This window comes from Sulfurisphaera tokodaii str. 7 (assembly GCF_000011205.1).
Taxonomy (GTDB): Archaea; Thermoproteota; Thermoprotei_A; order Sulfolobales; family Sulfolobaceae; genus Sulfurisphaera; species Sulfurisphaera tokodaii.
Genome location: NC_003106.2, coordinates 18,480 through 42,556 on the forward strand (window position 1 = coordinate 18,480; position 24,077 = coordinate 42,556).

16 protein-coding genes and 2 CRISPR repeat arrays are annotated in these 24,077 nt (G+C 35.0%); of the genes, 9 read left to right on the forward strand and 7 right to left on the reverse strand.

Translation table 11 applies throughout. From position 1 onward, the window contains the following. Nucleotide 1: 1 nt before the first annotated feature. The 6 genes from STK_RS00090 to STK_RS00115 all read left to right on the forward strand — a co-directional run bounded on the left by STK_RS00090 (nt 2) and on the right by STK_RS00115 (nt 5,311). Nucleotides 2-940: a hypothetical protein gene (locus STK_RS00090; RefSeq protein WP_052846117.1), complete on the forward strand. Its 939-nt coding sequence runs from the start codon at nt 2-4 to the stop codon at nt 938-940. Then, nucleotides 937-1,632, forward strand: a complete 696-nt coding sequence (locus STK_RS00095) for an RAMP superfamily CRISPR-associated protein (protein WP_010977945.1) — start codon at nt 937-939, stop codon at nt 1,630-1,632. Before STK_RS00090 ends, STK_RS00095 begins: the two co-directional genes overlap by 4 nt. A 748-nt stretch (nt 1,633-2,380) precedes the next feature. Continuing rightward, a complete protein-coding gene (locus tag STK_RS00100) occupies nt 2,381-2,890 on the forward strand; it encodes a PaREP1 family protein (protein WP_010977946.1) in 510 nt (169 codons plus the stop codon). 139 nt (nt 2,891-3,029) lie between these two features. Beyond that, on the forward strand, nt 3,030-3,263 hold the full coding sequence (locus STK_RS00105; RefSeq protein WP_010977947.1) for an AbrB/MazE/SpoVT family DNA-binding domain-containing protein: 234 nt from the start codon (nt 3,030-3,032) through the stop codon (nt 3,261-3,263). Beyond that, nucleotides 3,248-3,679, forward strand: a complete 432-nt coding sequence (locus STK_RS00110) for a PIN domain-containing protein (protein WP_052846119.1) — start codon at nt 3,248-3,250, stop codon at nt 3,677-3,679. The genes STK_RS00105 and STK_RS00110 overlap by 16 nt, the downstream gene beginning before the upstream one ends. 249 nt (nt 3,680-3,928) lie before the next feature. Next, entirely contained in the window at nt 3,929-5,311 is a 1,383-nt protein-coding gene (locus tag STK_RS00115; protein ID WP_010977950.1) for a TM1812 family CRISPR-associated protein, read from the forward strand. A gap of 255 nt (nt 5,312-5,566) precedes the next feature. On the opposite strand, the gene STK_RS00120 is transcribed toward STK_RS00115, so the two are convergent. From STK_RS00120 to STK_RS15080, 4 genes are all read right to left on the reverse strand, one after another. Then, on the reverse strand, nt 5,567-6,652 hold the full coding sequence (locus STK_RS00120; RefSeq protein WP_010977951.1) for a hypothetical protein: 1,086 nt from the start codon (nt 6,650-6,652) through the stop codon (nt 5,567-5,569). Next, a complete protein-coding gene (locus STK_RS15070; RefSeq protein ID WP_198429715.1) occupies nt 6,642-6,803 on the reverse strand; it encodes a hypothetical protein in 162 nt (53 codons plus the stop codon). Before STK_RS15070 ends, STK_RS00120 begins: the two co-directional genes overlap by 11 nt. Nucleotides 6,804-7,044: 241 nt before the next feature. Next, on the reverse strand, nt 7,045-7,191 hold the full coding sequence (locus tag STK_RS15075; RefSeq protein WP_198429716.1) for a hypothetical protein: 147 nt from the start codon (nt 7,189-7,191) through the stop codon (nt 7,045-7,047). A 34-nt stretch (nt 7,192-7,225) separates the two neighbouring features. Next, nucleotides 7,226-7,369 (reverse strand): hypothetical protein, encoded by a 144-nt coding sequence (locus STK_RS15080; protein ID WP_198429717.1) that lies wholly within the window; start codon nt 7,367-7,369, stop codon nt 7,226-7,228. Between the two features lie 84 nt (nt 7,370-7,453). Beyond that, nucleotides 7,454-12,130: direct repeats of the CRISPR family, unit length 25 nt; unit sequence CTTTCAATTCCTTTTGGGATTCATC. Nucleotides 12,131-12,669: 539 nt separating this feature from the next. On the opposite strand from STK_RS15080, the gene cas4 reads away from it, so the two are divergent. Further along, entirely contained in the window at nt 12,670-13,224 is a 555-nt protein-coding gene (cas4, locus tag STK_RS00125) for a CRISPR-associated protein Cas4 (RefSeq protein WP_010977954.1), read from the forward strand. On the opposite strand, the gene crn1 is transcribed toward cas4, so the two are convergent. From crn1 to cas1, 3 genes are all read right to left on the reverse strand, one after another. After that, the gene (gene crn1 / locus STK_RS00130; protein WP_052846121.1) at nt 13,221-13,754 is read right to left on the reverse strand and encodes a CRISPR-associated ring nuclease Crn1; all 534 of its coding nucleotides are present in this window, start codon (nt 13,752-13,754) and stop codon (nt 13,221-13,223) included. The genes cas4 and crn1 overlap by 4 nt on opposite strands. Before the next feature lie 468 nt (nt 13,755-14,222). Further along, nucleotides 14,223-21,417: direct repeats of the CRISPR family, unit length 25 nt; unit sequence GATGAATCCCAAAAGGAATTGAAAG. A gap of 56 nt (nt 21,418-21,473) precedes the next feature. Then, on the reverse strand, nt 21,474-21,758 hold the full coding sequence (gene cas2, locus STK_RS00135; protein WP_052846123.1) for a CRISPR-associated endonuclease Cas2: 285 nt from the start codon (nt 21,756-21,758) through the stop codon (nt 21,474-21,476). A 1-nt stretch (nt 21,759) separates the two neighbouring features. Continuing rightward, nucleotides 21,760-22,656, reverse strand: coding sequence for a CRISPR-associated endonuclease Cas1 (cas1, locus tag STK_RS00140; RefSeq protein WP_010977959.1), 897 nt, complete (start codon nt 22,654-22,656; stop codon nt 21,760-21,762). A gap of 43 nt (nt 22,657-22,699) precedes the next feature. Between cas1 and cas4a the strand changes: the two genes are divergently transcribed. Together cas4a and STK_RS00150 are read left to right on the forward strand one after the other, a co-directional pair. Then, complete coding sequence (gene cas4a, locus STK_RS00145) at nt 22,700-23,566, forward strand: type I-A CRISPR-associated protein Cas4/Csa1 (RefSeq protein ID WP_010977960.1); 867 nt, start codon at nt 22,700-22,702, stop codon at nt 23,564-23,566. Between the two features lie 31 nt (nt 23,567-23,597). Further along, nucleotides 23,598-24,077, forward strand: a complete 480-nt coding sequence (locus STK_RS00150) for a hypothetical protein (protein WP_010977961.1) — start codon at nt 23,598-23,600, stop codon at nt 24,075-24,077.

A 24,077-nucleotide genomic window follows, 5' to 3' on the forward strand; every position in this document is an offset into this window, starting at 1 on the left:
GGTGAAATTCACATTACTCAGATTGACAGTCAACGGTTATATAACTACAAGAACTAAGAAAGTAGGAAATTATTATTTCTCAGTTACAGATTATATACCGGCAACACAACTGAGAGGTGCAATATTGGCTGAATATTATTACCAGAAAGGGAAAATAGATGACTCCTTCTTCTCCTCTCCAGCATTCCCTATTGACTCAGCACCATCACATTATTTCAGTCCGGCAGAAAGTAGGAAAAGCAGTGAATTCGTAGAAGAAAAAGGAATACTGAGAAGAAAGAGTGAAGAACTTGAAAAACAAGAGTTAAAAGAAGTGTTAAAGCTTGAGGGAGAGAAGAAACCCCAAATAGGAGTAATAATTAAGAAAAAGGAAAGTAATAAACATGAAACAAAATACATGCGTTTTAATGCAGAAGCATTTATTTCAATGCATGTTGCAATAGAAAAAGCATTAGCCTCATCCTATCACAGAATGTTATATGCTTATGAATACAAGAAGTTTGATACTCTGTGGGCAATAGCCAAACCCAGTGAAGTAATAGATATAATTAAAGGTAGTAAAATAAGATTGGGTAGGGGAAAAAACAGGACAAATGCATTGGTTACAGTTGATGTTGTAAGTGAAGTTGATTTACCCGAACCTCAGGGGCTTTCATATTGCCTTTCACAATGTATACCAACACTCTTTGGCAAACAACTATTCACAGTAGGTAAAGTAGATGGAAAAAGTGTAATAATCGGTAATACATCAACTTACGTCGGTTGGTTTACAAACGAGAGGATTTCTGGGCAAAAACCCTCTTTCGTGACTCTGAATGAAGGAACCTTAGTTTACATTAAGGATAAGGGCAATTACGATGAACTGTTGCCCGCTGGTTTAAATTTCATATTCGGGATTGATGATTTAGATTCTCTACTTCAGAAGGTGAATGTTAAATGAAGAAAGTATATCTGTTTAAACTCAAGTTTAATACTCCTTACGGGCTTAGGGTAGGTGGACCTAAGGAAGATATAAGCACTCTCACCCCGCTAAAAATAGGTCAACATTACGTAATACCATCAAGCAGCTGGAAGGGAATATTCAGAAGGACTACTGAGGTCTTAATTACTAATCCGAACCACTTTAGGGGTCATGAAGGTGAAGATGTTACAGACGATGGAAGCTTAGACGAATTGTTGGAAGCTAAGGGGTTAGAAAACAAAAATGATGAGAATGTGAGAAAGGAAAGGAAGAGATTTATTGCAATGTGGAACTGCCCGGTAGAAAGGCTTTATGGGAGCGAATATTTTGCATCCGCTGTAACATTTTCCGATACTTTAATTGACGCTGAGATAAATCAGAGGACTCATGTAGTAATTGACAGGAAGACAAGGAAAAGTGAGGAAAAACACTTATATAGCGAGCAAATTGTAAACGTTAATAGTGTTAGGGTCAAGGTTATAGTAAGGGATAGAATCGATGATTGGATTAAAACGCTAAAATTCCTCAGCGAATTTGGTACTTTTGTAGGCGGCGGAAAATCTAGAGGGATAGGCTATGCAGTATTAGATTGGAAAGAGAGTGAATATGCAGAAGTTGATGGACTAACTAGAAAAATCATGTTTAAACCATTAGACGAATTAAAGCTATAATTTTTTGATTAGATATAAACAAAGAAAAGAATACAGTAAAAATACATAATTTAATATTGATAAGATAGTATTACTTTTAACTTCTTTTATGTTATGTATGAAATTTCTTAAAAAATAATGTCGATTCTAAGTTAGTCATCCTCAATTCCTTTGGGGATATATGCATTTGATTTTTAATTGCTTTTCTATAATATTTTTGCTATTAGCTTTATAAGTTTTTTAGATGCCTTACTTAATCTTTTGATTTTCTCTGTTACTTTAGTTTTTATAACAATAATATATGTAGAACTACATAGTTTTTAACTTAAGAATGATCCAGCTTTTTACCTTAACACCGCAGAGACACTCAGCCCTGGAATATACCATTCGTCACTCGATAGTGGCCTTATTGATATGGTATTTCCGTCCCTGCTACACGTAAATAGCCTTATATCTAAGGGTTTATTGTTTAACATACCCTTGTAAAAGTCCCAGCTATGAGTGACTATTAATGTGTATAAGTATTTTGATTTAAATCTAACGACTCCTCAATCTTTAGTGGCTCTGTAATATTAACTTGTACTTTCATACTATAGTCCTATGAGCATAAACTTATTAATTTTGCCTTACAGTCTCTTAAGTTTTCTTACGTCATTGTTTATGATAGCGTAATTTAAAAAGTAAGTACGAGTAATTCCTTTTAATTGAGAAAAAATTCTGTTCTAAGAATGCCCAAACTGTTTATAAACCTAGTCCCTACAATATATTTATGGAAGGTTACTTAGATTATAAAAAGAATCCTAAGGAATATGTTTATGCAAAGGTATATGAAAGCTTAGTTGAGGCCAGATTAGCTTTAGAGATGCTTAAAAGGGGTCTCCTAAAGAATGCATCAGCAAAAGCTTTTCTTTCTGTTAAATCTGCAGTAAGTGCTCTGTTAGTATCTAAGCTTAATGAGATTTTAAAAGGAAAGGATGAAAAGGAGCGTTCATGGTATGAAAACGTTGGTTATTCTGCACCAACTACCGGACTTATAGGTATTGCAAAAGAATTTAAGAAGCTAGGTATTGATATTGAAAATGTCGTTAAGACTGCCCTCTTATTGCATAAGTTTTCTTATAACGGCTTCGATCCTAACTTCGTGGATTATAGAAATGAGGATGAAGTAGCGGATGACATTAGAGAAGTGATAGAATGGGTCTTAAACATAGATAAATACTTTAAAGATGTATGGGATGAGAAACTTGAGAAAGAAAGAGAAGAAATAAGAAAGGCTTAGCTACTGATTCTATCAATTAGCCCCTACTACCAAAGCTTCCCTTGTTTTTAACGTAAATTTTTGCCGTGAGGTTTAAGGATCACAGACCATACTATGATTATGGAGTTAAACTTAAAAGTTTAACCAATGAGTTAAACTTATGGAAACGATTACAAAAGTAAATAAGAAAGGTATAATAGTAATCCCTAAGGGAATAAGGGATGAAATTGGTTTAAAAGAGGGTGATGCAGTTAAAATAACGGTTGAAGGAAATAAGATAGTTATAGAAAAAATTGATCTGTGGGATAAGGTATGGAATTGCTGTAAAGGGTCTGCTGAAGAGGCAGAAAAGGAACTTGATGAGGAGGAAGGGGAATTTTGGAAGAGAAAATAATTATCGATACTTATGCGTTACTTGCAATGGCTTTTGGAGAGCTTACGGAAAGAGGAAAGGAAATTATGCTCAGAATTAAAGATAGAAAAATAGAGGGCATAATTACGTCTACCGTTGCTTATGAGTTTACAGTACATTGGTTTCGCGGAAGAATTCCAGCATTAAAATCTCTTGATGAGGTAAAGAGTTTTCTTAATTCGTACTTCAAGATTGTTGAGCTTTCAGTAGATGATTTCTTAGAAAGTGCAAGAATTAAGAGTGAAGGAGATAAAATTGTTTCGTTAAAAGGGAGAAAACTAAGTATAGTGGATTCGACATTAATACAAACAGCTAAAAAGCTGGGGTTAAAGATTTTGAGCGGTGATAAGGACTTAACTTTAGTTGCAACTAAAATGGGAATAGAAGTTATCTGGTAGTTCACCGTCACCGGCAAACCTAAATCTCTATTGGGCTTCACATAGAAGTTATCTGGTAGTTCACCTAAGCGAATTCTAACTAGTACCACTTAAGCTATTCCTCAAAATCACAAAGGATAGCTGAATCTCCTACGGTTGTAAACTTAGCTTTGTTAGAGGCGATAGCATATAGTGCCTTAAATCACATTAATTTTACGTATATTTTATAGAAATATATATTTAAAATAGTATTCCTTATATCATTTAATTATGAAATGTTTAGTTTATATAGCGGGGGACGTAACTTCATATACAACTACTAATTATGAATTTGAAGGTAAGGAATTTAACACATTTTTCTCAGCCCACGCCTTAGCTAAACTCTTAGACCCACAAAAAATAGTAGCACTATTGCCAGATAGCCTAGTAATTCATGACAATTCCACAGCACAAGATCTCCCTACTCTAATAAAGGGATATAAGAAAATGATATTGACTAGGAGTAATCAGCTGTTTAAAGACGAGAATATGAAAAAAGACATAGAAGACTTCGTTAACAAAATTGACGTCAGAGTAATACCTAATGTGGGTAGCGGGCAAGCCTATTATGTTAACAAAGAAGGTGACCTATTAGCAGAGGGGCAGAGGTATAAGAGGATACCATATTATAAGGAAAGGTCTCCGATCTTTATCTTCAATGTGATTTATTCAATATTCAACGAGCTGAACGAATCCTGCGACGAGATAATAGTTGACTTAACCCACGGTACTAACGTGTTAGTATCTGCCACTATGGCTGTTGGATCCATTTTCAATTGCCGTTTTGTAGCTGCACCAATAATGGGGGCTCCGGGGAATAAGGTATCAGTAGTTGAGTTAACAGAAATCGTTAAAGCTATGAAGGATTCCCTAGCAATAACTTATTCCATAGAGAAAGTAGATGAGAGATACTTCAGAGATTACAGCGTAACCCTTAAGAAGTTAAACCCCAGTGAATTTAAGGAAATGAAAGAATTAATAGAAAGGATCAAATCAGATGACCCAAACAAGGTTATTAGCCTTCTGAAAAATTTAAGGAACGGTTTCGCTATAGAAGGTGTGAGAGTAATGAGAGAATTAGAAAACTATATCACAGGGTTAGAAAACGACTTAAATTCACTTTCTAAGGCTTATAACGAATGGTACAACCACTCCTATTTCGAAAAAGAGAGTAGAATAGTCCTCTCACACTTCTATTCTACTCTTAGAGTCAAGGACTTAATCTATAGCGGAAATGACTTAGAAGTTTTAGAGAAAATTTTAGATTTATATATAAAAGTAGGCTATTACGATAAGGCAATATCGTTAGCTAGAGAACTTCCTGTGGCATTTTGTCTTAATTCCAGAGGCGGTGGCGTATATAGTGATGATGATAAAAATTATACGGAATGCGATAATATTGTTACCGAGTACCTTAAGAAGAGTAGTATAGTTCAATTTAGAAATGCACTAATGCACGGAAGCCTTTCCAAAGCTCTGAACACCGAAGTAAAAGACGGTGGAATAAATTTAAAAAATGAGGTTAAATTATCTGCAATAGAGAAATATATTGTGCAAAACTTAAAGAAGGATTACTTGGAAGCAAAGAACAAGGTAATAAATACAAAGACTTAAATAGTGTGAAATTAAATGCTAGCTTATATACAAACAAAAAATACTTATAGTTTTAAGAATTACTTTTTTAACATTTAGACGCACCGATTCCCTATATAAAACATACTACTCAGATCTATATTATATATACAGCTACACCTGACCTCCTTGGGATTTAGAGTTCGTGAGGTAGCCTATCTTCCTTTAAATTAAAAAGTTGGGTTTAATGACGATTATGCCGTTGTCAGCAGTTTCCGATAAGTCGTGAAGTTTATACTATTTGATATCATTCAACATTCCTAGTCCTTTTAACGCTATTAAATAGGCCGAGGCTATGTGTCTGTCAAACCCTTTTTCCCTCATTGCCCTATCATGCTCTTCAGAGTTAGTAGTACCCTTGGGATTGACCAATACGACGTTAAATCCTAGCCTTAAAGATTTAATAACACCATGAGTTAGTAACTGCTTCTTAGCGAAACGCGTTATTTTCCTATTACCACTCTTACTCCTTGTGAACTTCCTTTTCTTAACTAGGAATAAGTCTTCAAATACAACATAATCAACACCAATCCTTGAGAGGAACTCCAGAGCGTTAGATAAAGCGTTTAATCGTAAAGCCCTAGCTTTCACTTTCGGAAAACCTGGCCTAGTAACATCTGAATACCAAAAAGTTCTAGTAGTAATAACTTTACCATCCTTGTTAATTACAACAACGTTCAGTCTGTCACTATTTAAATCAAAACCAGCAATCAAACCATAACCAGCTGGTTTCAGCGAAGAGAAGTGTTTCAAGTACAACCATACTGGTACTTGGAGGTGGATCATGGGCTTTTCCTTAAAACTAATTACAGCACCGTAACCCTCCTCCTTCCTTTGAGATAAATCCTCCAACTCCTTAAGCAATGGTAAGTACTCCTTACCAAAATAAGCTTTCCCAAAAATCCACTCCTTATTCCACGGGTCTCTAACCTTAATTAACACGTGGTCTTCTAAAACGTGGAACTTCACATTCCTATTACCCTTATCAGCTTTGTTCCCCCTACTCCCAAACCAGAACTTTCTAATCCTTGCGTGAATCATCTCACCCCTATTTTCCTCCCTTTCTAACAAACCATCAATAATTGTCTTAGCTTGCTTTAAAGCTGTTTCGAGATAATTCGGTAAGAGGTTGTAAAACTCCTTGGTTAACTCATCTATACTCTTCCCGTCAAACAATGGCCTAATAGTACTCTTGACTACTTGCGAGTAGGCCTTGGCAATCCTAACGACTCTCTCCTTATCTTCGAAATTTACCTTGCCATTTATTGTAACAAATTGGAAGTGTTCTAGGGCTTCTTTTGAGCCTATCAGTTTATTCGTCATCTGGTAGGATGACAATTACTATCACCTCTTTGCCGTACAATTTTTCACCCTTTTCTCTAATCTTTGCAGGTATTGTTATCCCATACCTCTTGTTCCCGTATTTATCCGTACCGTAACTAATGACAGTTGACTTGAAAACTATTTGCTCCATATTCGATTATTAGCAATAAAGTTTATAAGTTTTAATGCTAACATTAAAGTAGAGGGTACCACTATGAACTCTATGAGCAATGTGAGGGGGAGGAAGGTACTCAATGATACTTTCCGTGTCCTCGAAGGGAGTTAGTCCCGTAGACGGCATGGGGAGGAATATAAGGGGTATGAGGACGAGAGGTTGAATACAAATTCATGAAACCTCAATGAAAGTCCGACCCCTAATTTCACACCCAGTTTCAAATGAAAAATGTAAGTGATACTACAGACTTGTACTTATTTTCTTTAGCACTGATTTCATTAAATACTTTACTAGCCACAATAGAAATTCCTCTCATTTTACTTTCTAAGTACTCGCTGATTTCCCTTATCTCTATTCCTTTCAAGTAAAAGTAGGCTTTAGGAATTGGTATTAAGCACTCAATAATTAATAACCTTAGTAGTGTGTTTTAAATCCGTAATAGGTCTACTTCCTATTCCTATACTTTCCACTTCCTTAAAGAACTCCCCCTTCTCAATACCCATCATAGCTAAAGCTGTCCTATAAAGAATGCCTTTTTCCAACTCGGATATGTTTTCTCAACTACTTGATACAACAACAGCTTCAATATGAGATATAGTTAATATAAAACAAAATGAAATCAATATCTTTCAATTCATTTTTGGAATCATAGCAAAGAGAAAAGACACTGGAACAGCTCGAAAAGTTCAGCTTTCAATTCCTTTTGGGATTCATCTGTTAGTCGGTCTATGAATTTCGTGGTAAACGCAAAATCTTTCAATTCCTTTTGGGATTCATCTATCATATTTCATCATTTTCTTTCACTAACAAATATATTCTTTCAATTCCTTTTGGGATTCATCGGTGAGGTCAAAGAATTAGAGAGTTGGCAATTATATAGTACTTTCAATTCCTTTTGGGATTCATCCAGCTGACGTAGCCTCTGAGTTAGCTTTCCAGAAATATCTCTTTCAATTCCTTTTGGGATTCATCTATAATAAAGCCCTGGGAAAGGACAGACCCGATATTTTTCGCTTTCAATTCCTTTTGGGATTCATCAGGACATTTGAGTATCTATAATATTCCAGAGCCAAGAGTCTTTCAATTCCTTTTGGGATTCATCTTGCTCAGCCTCATCAAATTTCTTCCTTTTCAATAACTTTCAATTCCTTTTGGGATTCATCTCAATTGTTTTCTTCAATTGTTTTTCTTCAGACATTTACTTTCAATTCCTTTTGGGATTCATCACCAATTCGGCTGGAGACATACTGGTGCAGGAGGATTCTTTCAATTCCTTTTGGGATTCATCAATCCCTGATTCAAGAACTATTGAGGAATTACTTCATAGCTTTCAATTCCTTTTGGGATTCATCGTAGTTGGTTCTTGAGTATCCTTACATATTCATCTATCTTTCAATTCCTTTTGGGATTCATCTTGGCGTAACAATATTTGCTACTAACTTAGGTATTAATCTTTCAATTCCTTTTGGGATTCATCGATTATCAATGACAATTCACAGACTTGCTAATTTCAAACTTTCAATTCCTTTTGGGATTCATCATAGTTAATCCTCTTTGTAGCAAAACTACTTTTAAATTCATTTCTTTCAATTCCTTTTGGGATTCATCACAATGGAACTTCTGAAACTCAACTCGTTGGATTAGTACTTTCAATTCCTTTTGGGATTCATCAAGAACGAAATACGTGAGAACGGTTTTAGTATATATGTATCTTTCAATTCCTTTTGGGATTCATCTATCAAATGTATGCCTATAGACGAATAATGAGATTAGTCTTTCAATTCCTTTTGGGATTCATCTTTGTTTAGGACTTCTTCTAGTTCTGATCCTCCAAAAATTCAATTCCTTTTGGGATTCATCCACAACTTAAATATAAATATGCATTAAATGAAATTTCTAACTTTCAATTCCTTTTGGGATTCATCAATGCGTCTGCAATAACTACGTTATCCCTCTTCTGTACCTCTTTCAATTCCTTTTGGGATTCATCTCTTTTGAGTTTATTAATTCTTCTTTTAAGTTCTTTAACCTTTCAATTCCTTTTGGGATTCATCCCATTGAAATGCAAAAAGGTATGATAAAGACTCAAGCTACTTTCAATTCCTTTTGGGATTCATCAACAGTTCCCCAGTTCTCAGGCCCGTTTCAACTAATAATCTTTCAATTCCTTTTGGGATTCATCCAGAGATATTATTTAACATATGTCGCTCCAGATCTTAACTTTCAATTCCTTTTGGGATTCATCTGCGACCACCAACGCGTTAGCCGTTTACAGACTGCCCTCCTTTCAATTCCTTTTGGGATTCATCACGACTACAACAAGATACTACAAAAGTTGACAGAGATATTCTTTCAATTCCTTTTGGGATTCATCTTGTCTCTATGATTTCATGAATCGCATCTCTTAGTTTTGCTTTCAATTCCTTTTGGGATTCATCATAAATGGTTTTCAGTTCCCTTAACGTTCATTTTTTGTACTTTCAATTCCTTTTGGGATTCATCCTGCTATTCTTGCTGAGAAACTCGATTTAGCGGATATAGCAATCTTTCAATTCCTTTTGGGATTCATCGAACCTCCCGAAACACTCAAAGTTAAGAAGACTAAACCCTTTCAATTCCTTTTGGGATTCATCTTATAAATGTTGTATTAATAACTAGCTGACCGTTATACCCTTTCAATTCCTTTTGGGATTCATCAACACCACAATGTTATGTCGCTATGGGAGAATATAAGGCTTTCAATTCCTTTTGGGATTCATCTTTGAGACATTAACACTCTGTACACCAGACAGAGTAACCTTCTTTCAATTCCTTTTGGGATTCATCTGAATTTCTTCACTCCAGAAAAGATAAATACTACCTTTCAATTCCTTTTGGGATTCATCGAGAAAAAATAAATCCTTTAAAACTGACCTCCTCCCTCCTTCCTTTCAATTCCTTTTGGGATTCATCATAAGGAGCTTAAGGAGAGGATAGTAAAGGAGTACTTTCAATTCCTTTTGGGATTCATCGTGGGCATGAACTTTCTACGCCACGCATTGAGGATATAACTTTCAATTCCTTTTGGGATTCATCTGAAGCTGGTGCTTACGGCTACCTCTGTGAGCATGTAAACTTTCAATTCCTTTTGGGATTCATCTAGAAGATATAGAGCAAAATGTAAATAAAGAAGATTTCTTTCAATTCCTTTTGGGATTCATCCTTACTCATCTTCCTTCACCTCCATGTCGAATGATCTTTCAATTCCTTTTGGGATTCATCATATAACAGGGAAACCGAAGAAATTTGGAGTAGACTCTTTCAATTCCTTTTGGGATTCATCTTCTGTTGATTTTTTCTTCTTCCATTTTGCGATCACCTTTCCTTTCAATTCCTTTTGGGATTCATCAACAGTGGAAGGTTTACCTACAAGCTCTGCTTTACCACGCTTTCAATTCCTTTTGGGATTCATCACCCAGATCCGCTTTACATAGAGGCTGTCGAAATAAACGCTTTCAATTCCTTTTGGGATTCATCATTCTACTAATGGTGCAGGGAATATTGTGGAATTTGTATACTTTCAATTCCTTTTGGGATTCATCATCATTATGCCCACCTCAGTGGTGCAGTACTGCTAACGCGACTTTCAATTCCTTTTGGGATTCATCATAGTACAAATTTTTAGAAGAACAAAAACCATAATTAGCTTTCAATTCCTTTTGGGATTCATCAGAGCATCTCTGGTATGTCCGGTGAGGTGATAGTGTTATGCTTTCAATTCCTTTTGGGATTCATCAAGCGTCTACTTTTTAGTAGATTCTTATAAACTCATAAAACTTTCAATTCCTTTTGGGATTCATCATGACATTGCGTCTGCGATGACTGAAGAGGAGTACAAAAACTTTCAATTCCTTTTGGGATTCATCGCGATGATGACGGATGGACAGGCTGACTTAAGATGACTTTCAATTCCTTTTGGGATTCATCACGATTTTTGGCAATTAGTGGAAGAAAAGAAGCTAACACTTTCAATTCCTTTTGGGATTCATCGACTCCAGTTACATAAATTGCAAATAACATAATAATCCCTTTCAATTCCTTTTGGGATTCATCGTACACCTAATGGAAAATGTAATCATCATGGACTGAGGGCGCTTTCAATTCCTTTTGGGATTCATCCTGGACTACAGTCAGTCAAAATCTCTAATTCAACTTTCAATTCCTTTTGGGATTCATCGAAGTTGTTTCTTGATATTTTCAAATTCTACAATTGTATCTTTCAATTCCTTTTGGGATTCATCTGTGCCGATAATAAACCCTGCGTATCGAAGGGCTGTATCCTTTCAATTCCTTTTGGGATTCATCGTTAACTTCTCAACTTGAGAAACTCTAAACTTTATAATCCTTTCAATTCCTTTTGGGATTCATCTATCTTAAGAGACTTTATGGAAATAAAGCCTTCAATAACTTTCAATTCCTTTTGGGATTCATCGAGGATTTTGTAAGAATAGATGAAATCAAAGCGGAATATAAAATCTTTCAATTCCTTTTGGGATTCATCAGAAATTGAAAGTTTAGAAAGAAAAACATATATATCACTCTTTCAATTCCTTTTGGGATTCATCCTCCAGTGGTTCTCATTTTGTGTGACGGTACTGAGTATACTTTCAATTCCTTTTGGGATTCATCTTTATTGAAGACTATGATGAAGTTATTGTAGATAACTTTCAATTCCTTTTGGGATTCATCGTGGTCCATATCCGCCTTCATAAGGTTTAGGTAAAGTTATCTTTCAATTCCTTTTGGGATTCATCATAATTGCGGGGCAATTGCACCGTACCATGATGAAGCCTTTCAATTCCTTTTGGGATTCATCACGGGAAAATAATACATAACGTGAAAGATGTTAATAAAATCTTTCAATTCCTTTTGGGATTCATCGAAGTAGAAATAACAGAAAACCTCCCGTATCCTATTAATCTTTCAATTCCTTTTGGGATTCATCGGAATACCATCAACAAGCAACTTCTTGCCCTCATATTTTTCTTTCAATTCCTTTTGGGATTCATCTTATTTGAAGGAATACAGTGTTTCTGACATGTCCTACACCTTTCAATTCCTTTTGGGATTCATCAAAGTAGAACACCCGGGCAGAGTAAGAAAATATTTAGAACTTTCAATTCCTTTTGGGATTCATCTTAAAATCGGGTCGGCAAATCCAGAAAGGAAACTGAACTTTCAATTCCTTTTGGGATTCATCAGAAGAAGAGGATAATACTTATACACCACATTATCTCATCTTTCAATTCCTTTTGGGATTCATCCGTTTTGTTTTTATATTATTTTACTTCATTTTTCGTTTTTCTCCTTTATAAGTTTTTGTTTTTAAGGTTTTTTCTTCTTGCGACCGTTTTTCCTAGTATTTTCTTTTCCCTTTTTTGGTCGCATTGTTCAACTCTAGAGTTGAATTAAAAGTGTTGTTTATAAATGTTAATCATTCGGTACTATCATCGTATTAGTCGCACCAGTTTTACTAAATTTACGTTTTTAAACCTCACATAGAAATCGAATTTAGATATACCAAAATTATAGTTTTACCTTTCCTAGAACAGTATCGCAACGATAAACAAATTTCAAAAAATGATAAAACATAACAAATATTGTTCAATCTTTCGAAACAGAAATCCTTATAAAAACTCTTTTAAACTGCGAGTTTCACGTAAAAATAATACGACGATTAAATTAACACTTTATAAACATCGATTTTAAGGTCAATGAAGTTTCCGAAAAAATGTCAGATAGTGATCTTTCAAAGTTTAAGAAAAGAGAGAATGTATATAACTCATCTTGTTAATCTTATAATATGACTATTTCTGGTGTAACGGTAAAGCATTACGCCTACTGTCCTCATATTGTAAGGTTAGAAGCATTAGGCTTCTCAGAGAGAGTAAGCGAGGCTATGTTGGAGGGTCAATTAATAGATAAGGAGAAGGAGGTGAGCTTTCTCTTTACAAAATATAAGGAGATAATAAGAAAACCCGTTTATAGATGGAAGGATCTAATCGGCTCACCGGATTTTGTCCTTCACGCATATAATTACTACACACCTTTAGATGTTAAAGCGGGAAAGGTTCCACGATTAGACCATAAGTATCAAATCTTATTCTACTCCTATATAATGGATAGACTGGGTATGAACGTTAAGGAGGCAATGCTCTATTACATTGCTGGGAAGAAGCTAATAAGGCTTCAGTACAGTGAGACTGAGAAGAGGTTTGTGGAGAAGCTGATAGGTTGGATAAGAGAGGCAATGAACAGTGAAGTAAAAATAGTTCAGAAAAAGGAGAAGTGTGAGAACTGCGGCTTTTTCTCGTACTGTAAGCCCAGAAGAGTAGGAAAGCTGTATTATACCCTTTAGAAAAATACTATTGTCCTAGTAGTTGATGACATTAGGTCACAGAAGTAACTCCTACAGTCTCCTTTTGAGTAAACGTTAGACAGTTTATCCTTTAGTCTATTGAACTTTACCATCATTTCACCGTATTCTTTTTGGTCTATTATTGTTGAGACTAAATGGGCACCTACGTCCCTAGCGGAGAGGACTGCTGCAGCGCTCATGGCTTTCCTTCCACCAGTAAAGTCCATAAAATCTCCAGGCTTCAGCATTTCTCTCACTGTTTCTCTAACTGTAATGAAGTCTTTGGGGTTTTCTATATCGTCAAACGGGAATACAACTTCCTTAACCTTTTCAAACCCTACACAGCAGAGAAGTATTGCCCTTAAAGCATAATAAGCCTCTTCAGTACCCTTAGTTCTGAGCACTATAAACTCATCAAACTTTATCTCTTTAGGTTCAAAAGGGGCTATGTACTTACCTGTAGACAAGTTTTGGAGAGTTTCAGCCACACCTCCAGGAGAGGTACCCAGTGTTGAAACGAGCTTTACCATAGCAATATTTTCTTGAGAAAGGTTATATTTTTCGTTTTGGAAAATGTTTAGTTTTTTGCGGTTTATAATTTGACGTGAAATCCGTTGTTTAAAAGTGTTTTTATAAATATTTCTATCCCGTGTAATTGAATAATTTCTGTTATATTCTATCATTTCTTGAAAAATGTTTAACGAGACGATACCAGTCTAGGAAAGGGAAAGTTTAGATTAGCGTCTCATATTTTTCGTTTTTTACAAGAGATTTAAAAACGTAAATTTAGTAAAACTGGTGCGACTAATACGATGATAGTACCGAGTGATTAACATTTATAAACAACACTTTTAATTCAATTCTAGAGTTGAACAATGCGACCAAAAAAGGGAAAAGAAATTACTAGGAAAAATGGTCGCAAGAAGAAAAACCTTAAAAACAAAAACTTATAAAGGAGAAAAACGAAAAATGAAGTAAAATAATATAAAAACAAAACGGATGAATCCCAAAAGGAATTGAAAGTTCCTAACTTCTTTCGTAAATGTTAGGAAAAGATTTAAGATGAATCCCAAAAGGAATTGAAAGATTAGCATCAACAATTTTCGATGAAGGAGTAGACATACCTGATGAATCCCAAAAGGAATTGAAAGACACTAATAATATAGGATTTGTCACGGAAGATGATATGATGAATCCCAAAAGGAATTGAAAGACTTTATCTTTATACCGTAACTCTATACTGGAGACTGATGAATCCCAAAAGGAATTGAAAGAAGATAGATGACAAGATAACAATAAATTTCATACAAATAGGATGAATCCCAAAAGGAATTGAAAGCGTAATTAAGCCCGATTTGTACACCACGCCGTGGGTTCGATGAATCCCAAAAGGAATTGAAAGTGATTGATCACAATGAGAAGACTGTAAAGCTGATAAACGATGAATCCCAAAAGGAATTGAAAGTGTTGAGGCATAAATTAATCTATCCTTAATGAAAAATGATGAATCCCAAAAGGAATTGAAAGTTCTTCCTCAGCCTCCATTTTGTTTATGATTTGTAGTGCCGATGAATCCCAAAAGGAATTGAAAGTTCAATAATCTCTATCTTTCCAAAATCTGTAAATGAAGACGATGAATCCCAAAAGGAATTGAAAGTATGGGAATGTGAACAGCTTATCCTCATTTTATCCCCAATGATGAATCCCAAAAGGAATTGAAAGTTTCTGTAATCTCCCTGCTTTCTTAACGTTATCTTATCAAGATGAATCCCAAAAGGAATTGAAAGATGAACTGTTTGCCCTACTTGATAGCCACTGATTCAATTGATGAATCCCAAAAGGAATTGAAAGTCGCAAAGCGAAAAATTGAAAATTTTTACAATCAAAAGATGAATCCCAAAAGGAATTGAAAGGTAAAAATGATGTTCAATAAGTTGTATGGAGATGAAAATTCACGATGAATCCCAAAAGGAATTGAAAGGAGATTATAGCCGAGATAATAGAAGAATCAAAGCCAAATTGATGAATCCCAAAAGGAATTGAAAGGTATACTCATTCATAATCTTTTCCATTAAAGCCAAAATACGATGAATCCCAAAAGGAATTGAAAGGTAAGAGTGTTGAAATATTCATCTACAACTAAGTAATCAAAATGATGAATCCCAAAAGGAATTGAAAGTATTCATTAATTCAGACAGAAGAGAAGAATTTTGATTATTCGATGAATCCCAAAAGGAATTGAAAGCTCACTCTCTTGTAATTTTTCTAGAGCGATTCTAAATGATGAATCCCAAAAGGAATTGAAAGCAGTATATTTGTTTAAGTTTTCTTGCATATTTTGTCGCTTGATGAATCCCAAAAGGAATTGAAAGAATATATTGTTGATATTGAGGAAATTGGAACAAATACAGATGAATCCCAAAAGGAATTGAAAGATATAACTTTACACACGTTACACAATAAACCATGAACCAAGATGAATCCCAAAAGGAATTGAAAGTTTATTTTTATTTTTTCCGTTAGGGGTGGGGGGATGTTAGATGAATCCCAAAAGGAATTGAAAGGGTACATCTTGGCTTACTATTTTATAGGCTGTCTTCTCTGGATGAATCCCAAAAGGAATTGAAAGGAAATCCTAAAGGCGGTTCAAAATCCTTAGCGTAGTGATGAATCCCAAAAGGAATTGAAAGTTTAATTTTCTTAAATAGTCAAAAAAAGAACTACTTCTGATGAATCCCAAAAGGAATTGAAAGTATTACTTTGTCACATGCGTAATACTAAGATTGTTATTAGATGAATCCCAAAAGGAATTGAAAGGAAGTAGTTAGTAAATGCTACTCGACGTGTGAAAATATAGATGAATCCCAAAAGGAATTGAAAGCTAAAAAGAGACTTTTAACTGGGGAGTTTAATCACCGTCGGATGAATCCCAAAAGGAATTGAAAGTAAAGCCGGAATTGTTACTGTACAGTTTTCTTTCTCAACTGATGAATCCCAAAAGGAATTGAAAGCTGTAAACTAGAGTTGAAATAACACTTCTATCAAGAACAAGATGAATCCCAAAAGGAATTGAAAGTTTGGCTATTTCGATAGCTTGATTTAAGTCACTAATAGAGATGAATCCCAAAAGGAATTGAAAGTTGGAATTTTGGCTCACCCCCTTTAAGTATTCATCTAGATGAATCCCAAAAGGAATTGAAAGTTAACGGAATCGGTCTAGGTGATTTGCCATTTAACGATGAATCCCAAAAGGAATTGAAAGAGGAGGAGCTGAACGGTAACCCTATGGTTGACAGTGAGTTGATGAATCCCAAAAGGAATTGAAAGCTTTTCTTTTCTGAGTGTGGACAACAATTTCTAAAGATGAATCCCAAAAGGAATTGAAAGTCTTCCTTTTGTGGCTAATTGGTCAAATGATGTTATCAGATGAATCCCAAAAGGAATTGAAAGTAATATATCAAATATCTTTTGAATTGTTGAACAAGTTCTGATGAATCCCAAAAGGAATTGAAAGTTCTACTTATCAAACTAGTAGGTCTAACATATTACGTCAGATGAATCCCAAAAGGAATTGAAAGTAATAAGAAGAAAATTGCTAAATGTTTTGAATCATAATGCTGATGAATCCCAAAAGGAATTGAAAGAAGAAACCTTCAGAAATCCAAATTGAGATATGGTCAAGATGAATCCCAAAAGGAATTGAAAGATCACTAAATCATTAACTCTGACTTTGAAAACCATCTCAGAGATGAATCCCAAAAGGAATTGAAAGAGCTTTCTTAATTAATCCACATGAACATGTCTTACTAAGATGAATCCCAAAAGGAATTGAAAGGCAAAGTAGTACCTTCGGTTTGTCTTATCCCGCTTAATACGATGAATCCCAAAAGGAATTGAAAGAACTCCCTAACGAACTCTATCTTATCTTGCTTATCCAATAAGATGAATCCCAAAAGGAATTGAAAGAAGATCCACTAACAGTGCTAAAGCCGATCATTGGTAACCGCAGATGAATCCCAAAAGGAATTGAAAGTTTGAGTTACTGTCAAAGATTAGCAATTTTTGTTTTGTTGATGAATCCCAAAAGGAATTGAAAGTTTCTTAACTACAGTGAGTGGAAATATATCTTTAGGAGATGAATCCCAAAAGGAATTGAAAGGATCTTCATGACTATATTAAGTCTTTGGCTTTAGAAGGATGAATCCCAAAAGGAATTGAAAGTTTAACCCCTCTTCAGTATCAAACAAGATTATCTTGTAGATGAATCCCAAAAGGAATTGAAAGTTATGAAGAATAAGGATAACTTTGTTCTTGACAGAAGTGTGATGAATCCCAAAAGGAATTGAAAGACGATTACTGGACAGGGTGGGATGGTGAAATTTATGATGAATCCCAAAAGGAATTGAAAGCGTACTAGTAGTAGCTCTTCTCTCACTATTTGCAATAAATTTGATGAATCCCAAAAGGAATTGAAAGCTGAATTTCACCCATGAATATTCTACTCCTGCATAACTCGATGAATCCCAAAAGGAATTGAAAGGGTAAGCCTTTTCGATTGGTACATTTAATTTACTGCCGTCGATGAATCCCAAAAGGAATTGAAAGAGCAGAATCTATAGGGAATTCACTTGGAATTAATACTGGATGAATCCCAAAAGGAATTGAAAGTTAACTATCTCATTTTCCTTCGGCAATTCGGTCTGTTTTGATGAATCCAAAAAGGAATTGAAAGTTTTCACTTTCAGCAATGACTAATGCTATACCTTCATTATCGATGAATCCCAAAAGGAATTGAAAGATCTTATCTAAATCTATTGCTGAAGAAAAAGACAAAAGGATGAATCCAAAAAGGAATTGAAAGACAGAACACTCCTCATTTTCATCTTTATGTACACTCCAGATGAATCCAAAAAGGAATTGAAAGATCTTTGCTCAAACTGGAAACTTTGCAAATGAAGTTTGATGAATCCAAAAAGGAATTGAAAGCTTTGGGGTTATTTAAAGCTTTCGGAGAAAGATATTAAAAAACTGATGAATCCAAAAAGGAATTGAAAGTTTTTTCCTTCTATCCTGTATGATATTCTTTCATCATGATGAATCCAAAAAGGAATTGAAAGGGCATCTGAAATATTCTTTAAGTGAAGATGATAAAGAGATGAATCCAAAAAGGAATTGAAAGTTTTATATACGCTCTGTAGTCTGTTTTAACATTAATATCGATGAATCCAAAAAGGAATTGAAAGGGTGTCTCATCACCAATACAAATCGCTGAAGATATTGGTGATGAATCCAAAAAGGAATTGAAAGTTTATAGATCTAACTAATGTTCGTATTAATTCTCTATTGATGAATCCAAAAAGGAATTGAAAGGCAATGAGAGGCAGTGGAAGAGAACCAATTATAACGTTATAGATGAATCCAAAAAGGAATTGAAAGTACAGGTGATGCATGACTGGGGATCGTGACCCCAGTCGCAGATGAATCCAAAAAGGAATTGAAAGTTTTATGCAAACACACCTGTGATTATCGGAACAAGATGAATCCAAAAAGGAATTGAAAGGGTAGGTTTATGACTTGAGGTACAGCATATGTGTATGCATGATGAATCCAAAAAGGAATTGAAAGGTGATATTGGCGGGTAGTTGACCAGTTGAGGTAAACGCTGATGAATCCAAAAAGGAATTGAAAGGTGATACTTCAAAAGTAATGTAATTCTGAACGATATCACGATGAATCCAAAAAGGAATTGAAAGTTAACCACAGCTGTGGTATCAAACTTGTTGTGGGGCAATGATGAATCCAAAAAGGAATTGAAAGTTTCCGTTTGCTTTACGTAGAGAACGCCCTATACGTTGATGAATCCAAAAAGGAATTGAAAGATAGACTTTTCACCATTGCTGGTAAAGAAAATGTATATTAGATGAATCCAAAAAGGAATTGAAAGTTAGATCTTTTGTAGGAATAAGAATTGCCCATTTCTTAGATGAATCCAAAAAGGAATTGAAAGTTAGGGTCTGGTACCAGTTCCTTGAACTCTTCGAACTGATGAATCCAAAAAGGAATTGAAAGGCCTCAAGCTTAGCGAGCTCCTCCCCATATTTACCGACGGATGAATCCAAAAAGGAATTGAAAGTATATGTTAATACAAAATAGTTGTTACTAAAATCAAAATGGATGAATCCAAAAAGGAATTGAAAGATTTTCTACGAGATAATTTATTGTTGAGTACACCCTCATAGATGAATCCAAAAAGGAATTGAAAGATGAAAACGGACAGCCCATGATAGTCAATGACCCAATGATGAATCCAAAAAGGAATTGAAAGTTTTGTGGTGACATTATTTTAATTCCCCACGTACAATTTTGATGAATCCAAAAAGGAATTGAAAGAGTTTCTATACCAGCTAACTCTTCAATTACTATTTATATGGATGAATCCAAAAAGGAATTGAAAGTTTTATGTTGAAGGGGTTTAATATGCCACAGGAAGAGCAGATGAATCCAAAAAGGAATTGAAAGTAATATATGCACTAGCTGTAATGAATGATATTCCAGTTTGATGAATCCAAAAAGGAATTGAAAGTTTTTTCTTCTAAACTAATCATTTTTCACCCCTAATACTGATGAATCCAAAAAGGAATTGAAAGGAAAGTTCCCATGGTCTGGAGATTCAAAATGAATGCTCATTAGTGATGAATCCAAAAAGGAATTGAAAGATTCCATTAAAATTTCCTTTAAATTTACATGATCTAGGATGAATCCAAAAAGGAATTGAAAGGGTATTTAGGCGTTTCAACACAACATGAGGTTGAGATGAATCCAAAAAGGAATTGAAAGGTGTACCAGTCGTCACTGTTTTTATTTGCGTAGTGGTCTGATGAATCCAAAAAGGAATTGAAAGACCCTCACTAAAAAGACCTTAGGTAATCTCTCCATTTGTTTGATGATGAATCCAAAAAGGAATTGAAAGACCTGAACATTTAAATTTTAACTATTAAGAATGGTACATCGATGAATCCAAAAAGGAATTGAAAGTTATATAAACTATAACATCCACTGAATGTTAGTCCACTTCTTGAAGATGAATCCAAAAAGGAATTGAAAGAAGAGCCTCTTGACATTGGAGATTATTTAGTCGGTAATGGATGAATCCAAAAAGGAATTGAAAGAAGAGCCTCTTGACATTGGAGATTATTTAGTCGGTAATGGATGAATCCAAAAAGGAATTGAAAGAAGAGCCTCTTGACATTGGAGATTATTTAGTCGGTAATGGATGAATCCAAAAAGGAATTGAAAGGTAGAGGTCCTCTAGCGGACTTTGTTAGTAAAAATTTTGATGAATCCAAAAAGGAATTGAAAGATCATCCTCCTCATTGTCGATACTCCCTTTGTGAATTTGATGAATCCAAAAAGGAATTGAAAGGATAACAAATATAGCTACTCAGGTTTATAATGCTGGGATGAATCCAAAAAGGAATTAAAAGGTTTAATGCTCTAGCTAATTTCATAGCATAACCTTGGTAAGATGAATCCAAAAAGGAATTGAAAGTTAATATAACAACACTTATATATCTGTTACGCAAAAATTAGGATGAATCCAAAAAGGAATTGAAAGAATGTTTGCTTTTATGACAGTAAATAAAAACATGTTCCTGATGAATCCAAAAAGGAATTGAAAGTCAAGAATCTTTTGCAATACATCACCTGAGATCCCATATGATGAATCCAAAAAGGAATTGAAAGAATAAGATGGGATCTGAGGAGGAATGGGAGGAAGAGGAATGATGAATCCCAAAAGGAATTGAAAGTTGTTTCTTCCCCCTATGTCTACTTATTATTTTTTCCCGATGAATCCCAAAAGGAATTGAAAGAAGTTAGGATCTAGCGGAATAAAAGTATACTCAAGTTTATGATGAATCCCAAAAGGAATTGAAAGAAAGCACAGTCAATAACGTTATCTGGTATCATATTATCAAAGATGAATCCCAAAAGGAATTGAAAGCTTTCTCCTTCCCTCTGATCTCTCGCTGAATTGAAAAGAGATGAATCCCAAAAGGAATTGAAAGGTAAGTATTGATGCTAACATTGACTTCGCTGTCCCAGGGGCGATGAATCCCAAAAGGAATTGAAGGAAGTATAATAACGATAGTACTAAAATTAATTGATCCGATGATTCTCAAAAGGAATTGATAAATAGATAGTTAAGGGAAAAAGGGTGATAAGTAGACTATTACGACAATAGATAGAAGTTACCAGATTATCTTATCCTCATTTTCCTTAAACTCATCTCCGATCATAATCCTCTGATTAAACATTGCTTGTGTCACCGGTAAGATCATTACCGAAAACCTTCCCTCCTTATTCGACCTATAGAGGACTCTAAGCGAAGCGACAACGTCTTTTAACCTTGCTGAGTTCAGATCCCCAATGAACACACTATACTGTACCCTAACCAAACCCTTTTTCTTTAGTACATCAGCTACTCTATTTCTCATCCCGTCATCACTTATATCATAAAACACTATATACAGCATTTCACTTCGCCATAAAGGGCCTATACTCATCCCCGTGGAGTATTGAGTTTACAAGCCTCCTAGCTTGGGTGTATATTTCGTCCTCATCAAAAACGAAGGTGGAATAAATCACTTTTAAGTCTTTTAACTTCTCATAATTTTCTCTCGCAAGTCCTATCAATGGCCTGTCTACAAAAGGCGATCTGAACTCCTCCATTAAATCGAAAACTAACGATAGTCTTCCAGATCTGAACTTATGGAGGAATCCTATATAGGGATTTAGACCAGCTGAAATTACTGCTCCCCACACGCTTTTCCTCAACATCCCGTAGCCTATGTTTAACGCTTTATTAAACGGATCAAGGTTATCTCCTCTTTTCTTCCTACCCTTAAATCCCAACTCTTTCGGTAAAAGATATTTTACACCTTTCCAATAGATTTTAGCCCCTTCAGCTTCTTTAACCATTATTTGTTCTATATTGTTTTCCGTAAGTACTTCTTTTGCAATTCCGTATAGTTCGTCTCCACCTAATTTAAACCCGTACTTTTTCTCGTAATAGTGGATCGTAACCCACTGATTGTGTAACTTACCGTAAACGAACTGCTTAGCGTATTTTTCCGGGTTCTTTTTAGCCTCTCTTATCTGTTTAATCCAGACCTTCATTGATCCGCCGTATTTTGTAGTAATTACTCTAGCTATCGGCTCGCTGTCGTGAAAGAAGACCATTTCTATCCCAAATTCGTTTGCTAATCTGATTACTTCGGTTGAAAGGGAAGAGTTTACGAGGAAGATTATTGAAGAAACTTCAGCGGGGGAAAGACTCCACTTCACCTCGTTTTTTGCTACACACTCAATCTTCCCCTTATTCACTCTAAGATAAGCTCCCCAATCTTTTACAAATGCTATTCTCTTTTCCACATTTAGTAATACAATTTTTTAAATCAAAAATCTAACTAATTTTGTGTTCTTTACTCTTTCAGAGATTCAGCTCCTCTCGAAAAGGATGAAGGGATTTCCTAGGGCTATTTCTGAAGAGCTTAGGGGATGGCACTGGAATGAGCCTCCATTGTACCCCTCTTCAAACACACTGCTAAGCGTTTCCGATTTAACTAATGGTCTTTGTGATTCTGGTAGATATGTGTATTTGAAACATAAGGGTATTGTACCTAAGGTGGAAGCTAAAATAGGGAATACTATTCATACCACTTATGCTACCGCTATAGAAACTATTAAGAGGCTTATTTATGAACACGAAGACTTAGATAGCGTTAAGCTTAGGACTTTGATGACAGATGAGTTTTACAATCTTAAGGTCGAAGTTATTGAAGTAGCTAAGATTTTATGGGATCATATTGTCTCTATTTATTCTGCCGAACTTGAGAAGGCTAGGAGTAAGCCATTCCTCAGAAAGGATTCTTTAGCCTCTCTAGTAATTCCCTTTCACGTTGAGTATCCTGTTGACGGTTCTTTAGTAGGTCTTCAGAGTGCTTTGAGAGTTGACGCATTTATTCCCATTCTTCCTTTGATTGCTGAGATGAAGACGGGGAGTTATAAGAGGGATCATGAGTTGGCTTTAGCGGGTTATGCTTTAGCTTTTGAGAGCCAGTATGAAATACCCGTTGACTTTGGTTATCTTTGTTATGTTAATGTTATTGAAGGTAAAATTCACAATAATTGTAGGCTTATTGTTATTAGTGATACTTTAAGGCAGGAGTTTGTTGAAGTTAGGGATAGGGCTCTCAGAGCAATTGACGATGATGTTGATCCCGGGTTAGCTAAGAAGTGTAGTGCTGATTGTCCTTTTCTGCCACATTGTAAGGGAGGATAATATTTATTAATGTGTTAGGATTTCTTTAATTATGGAATCAATTGCTTCTGAGGTAGGAAAGAATTTCAGGAGCCTTGTTAAAATCTTCAGGTTTTATGTTGTGTTAAGGAGATTCGGCTACATAGATCCGCTTATTTACTCTCTTGACCCTAAATATATTAAAGATGTTATCACCCAGGCGTTAAGGGATTATACCTCTTATTTAGCTTCCGCTTCTAAGAGAACTGTCGCACTAAAATATAAAGAAGAGCAGATCGAGGACAGTATTGACTGTTTAGTAATTGCTAAAAAGGGAGATATTCCTCAAACTTTTAAGGTAGCTTATCCAGATGTAGTCCATGAAATTGTTGATGGCAGTGATAAGGGTATGTTATGTATTTCACCCATAGTATGGAGTAAAAATAAGAAGCCATATATTGTTACTCCTAGGAGAGTCGAGAGTTTTCTAGATAAGGTTGAAAAAGATGTAAATTATGCAAAGACTTTAGTATCTTTGGCAATAGGTGGTTAA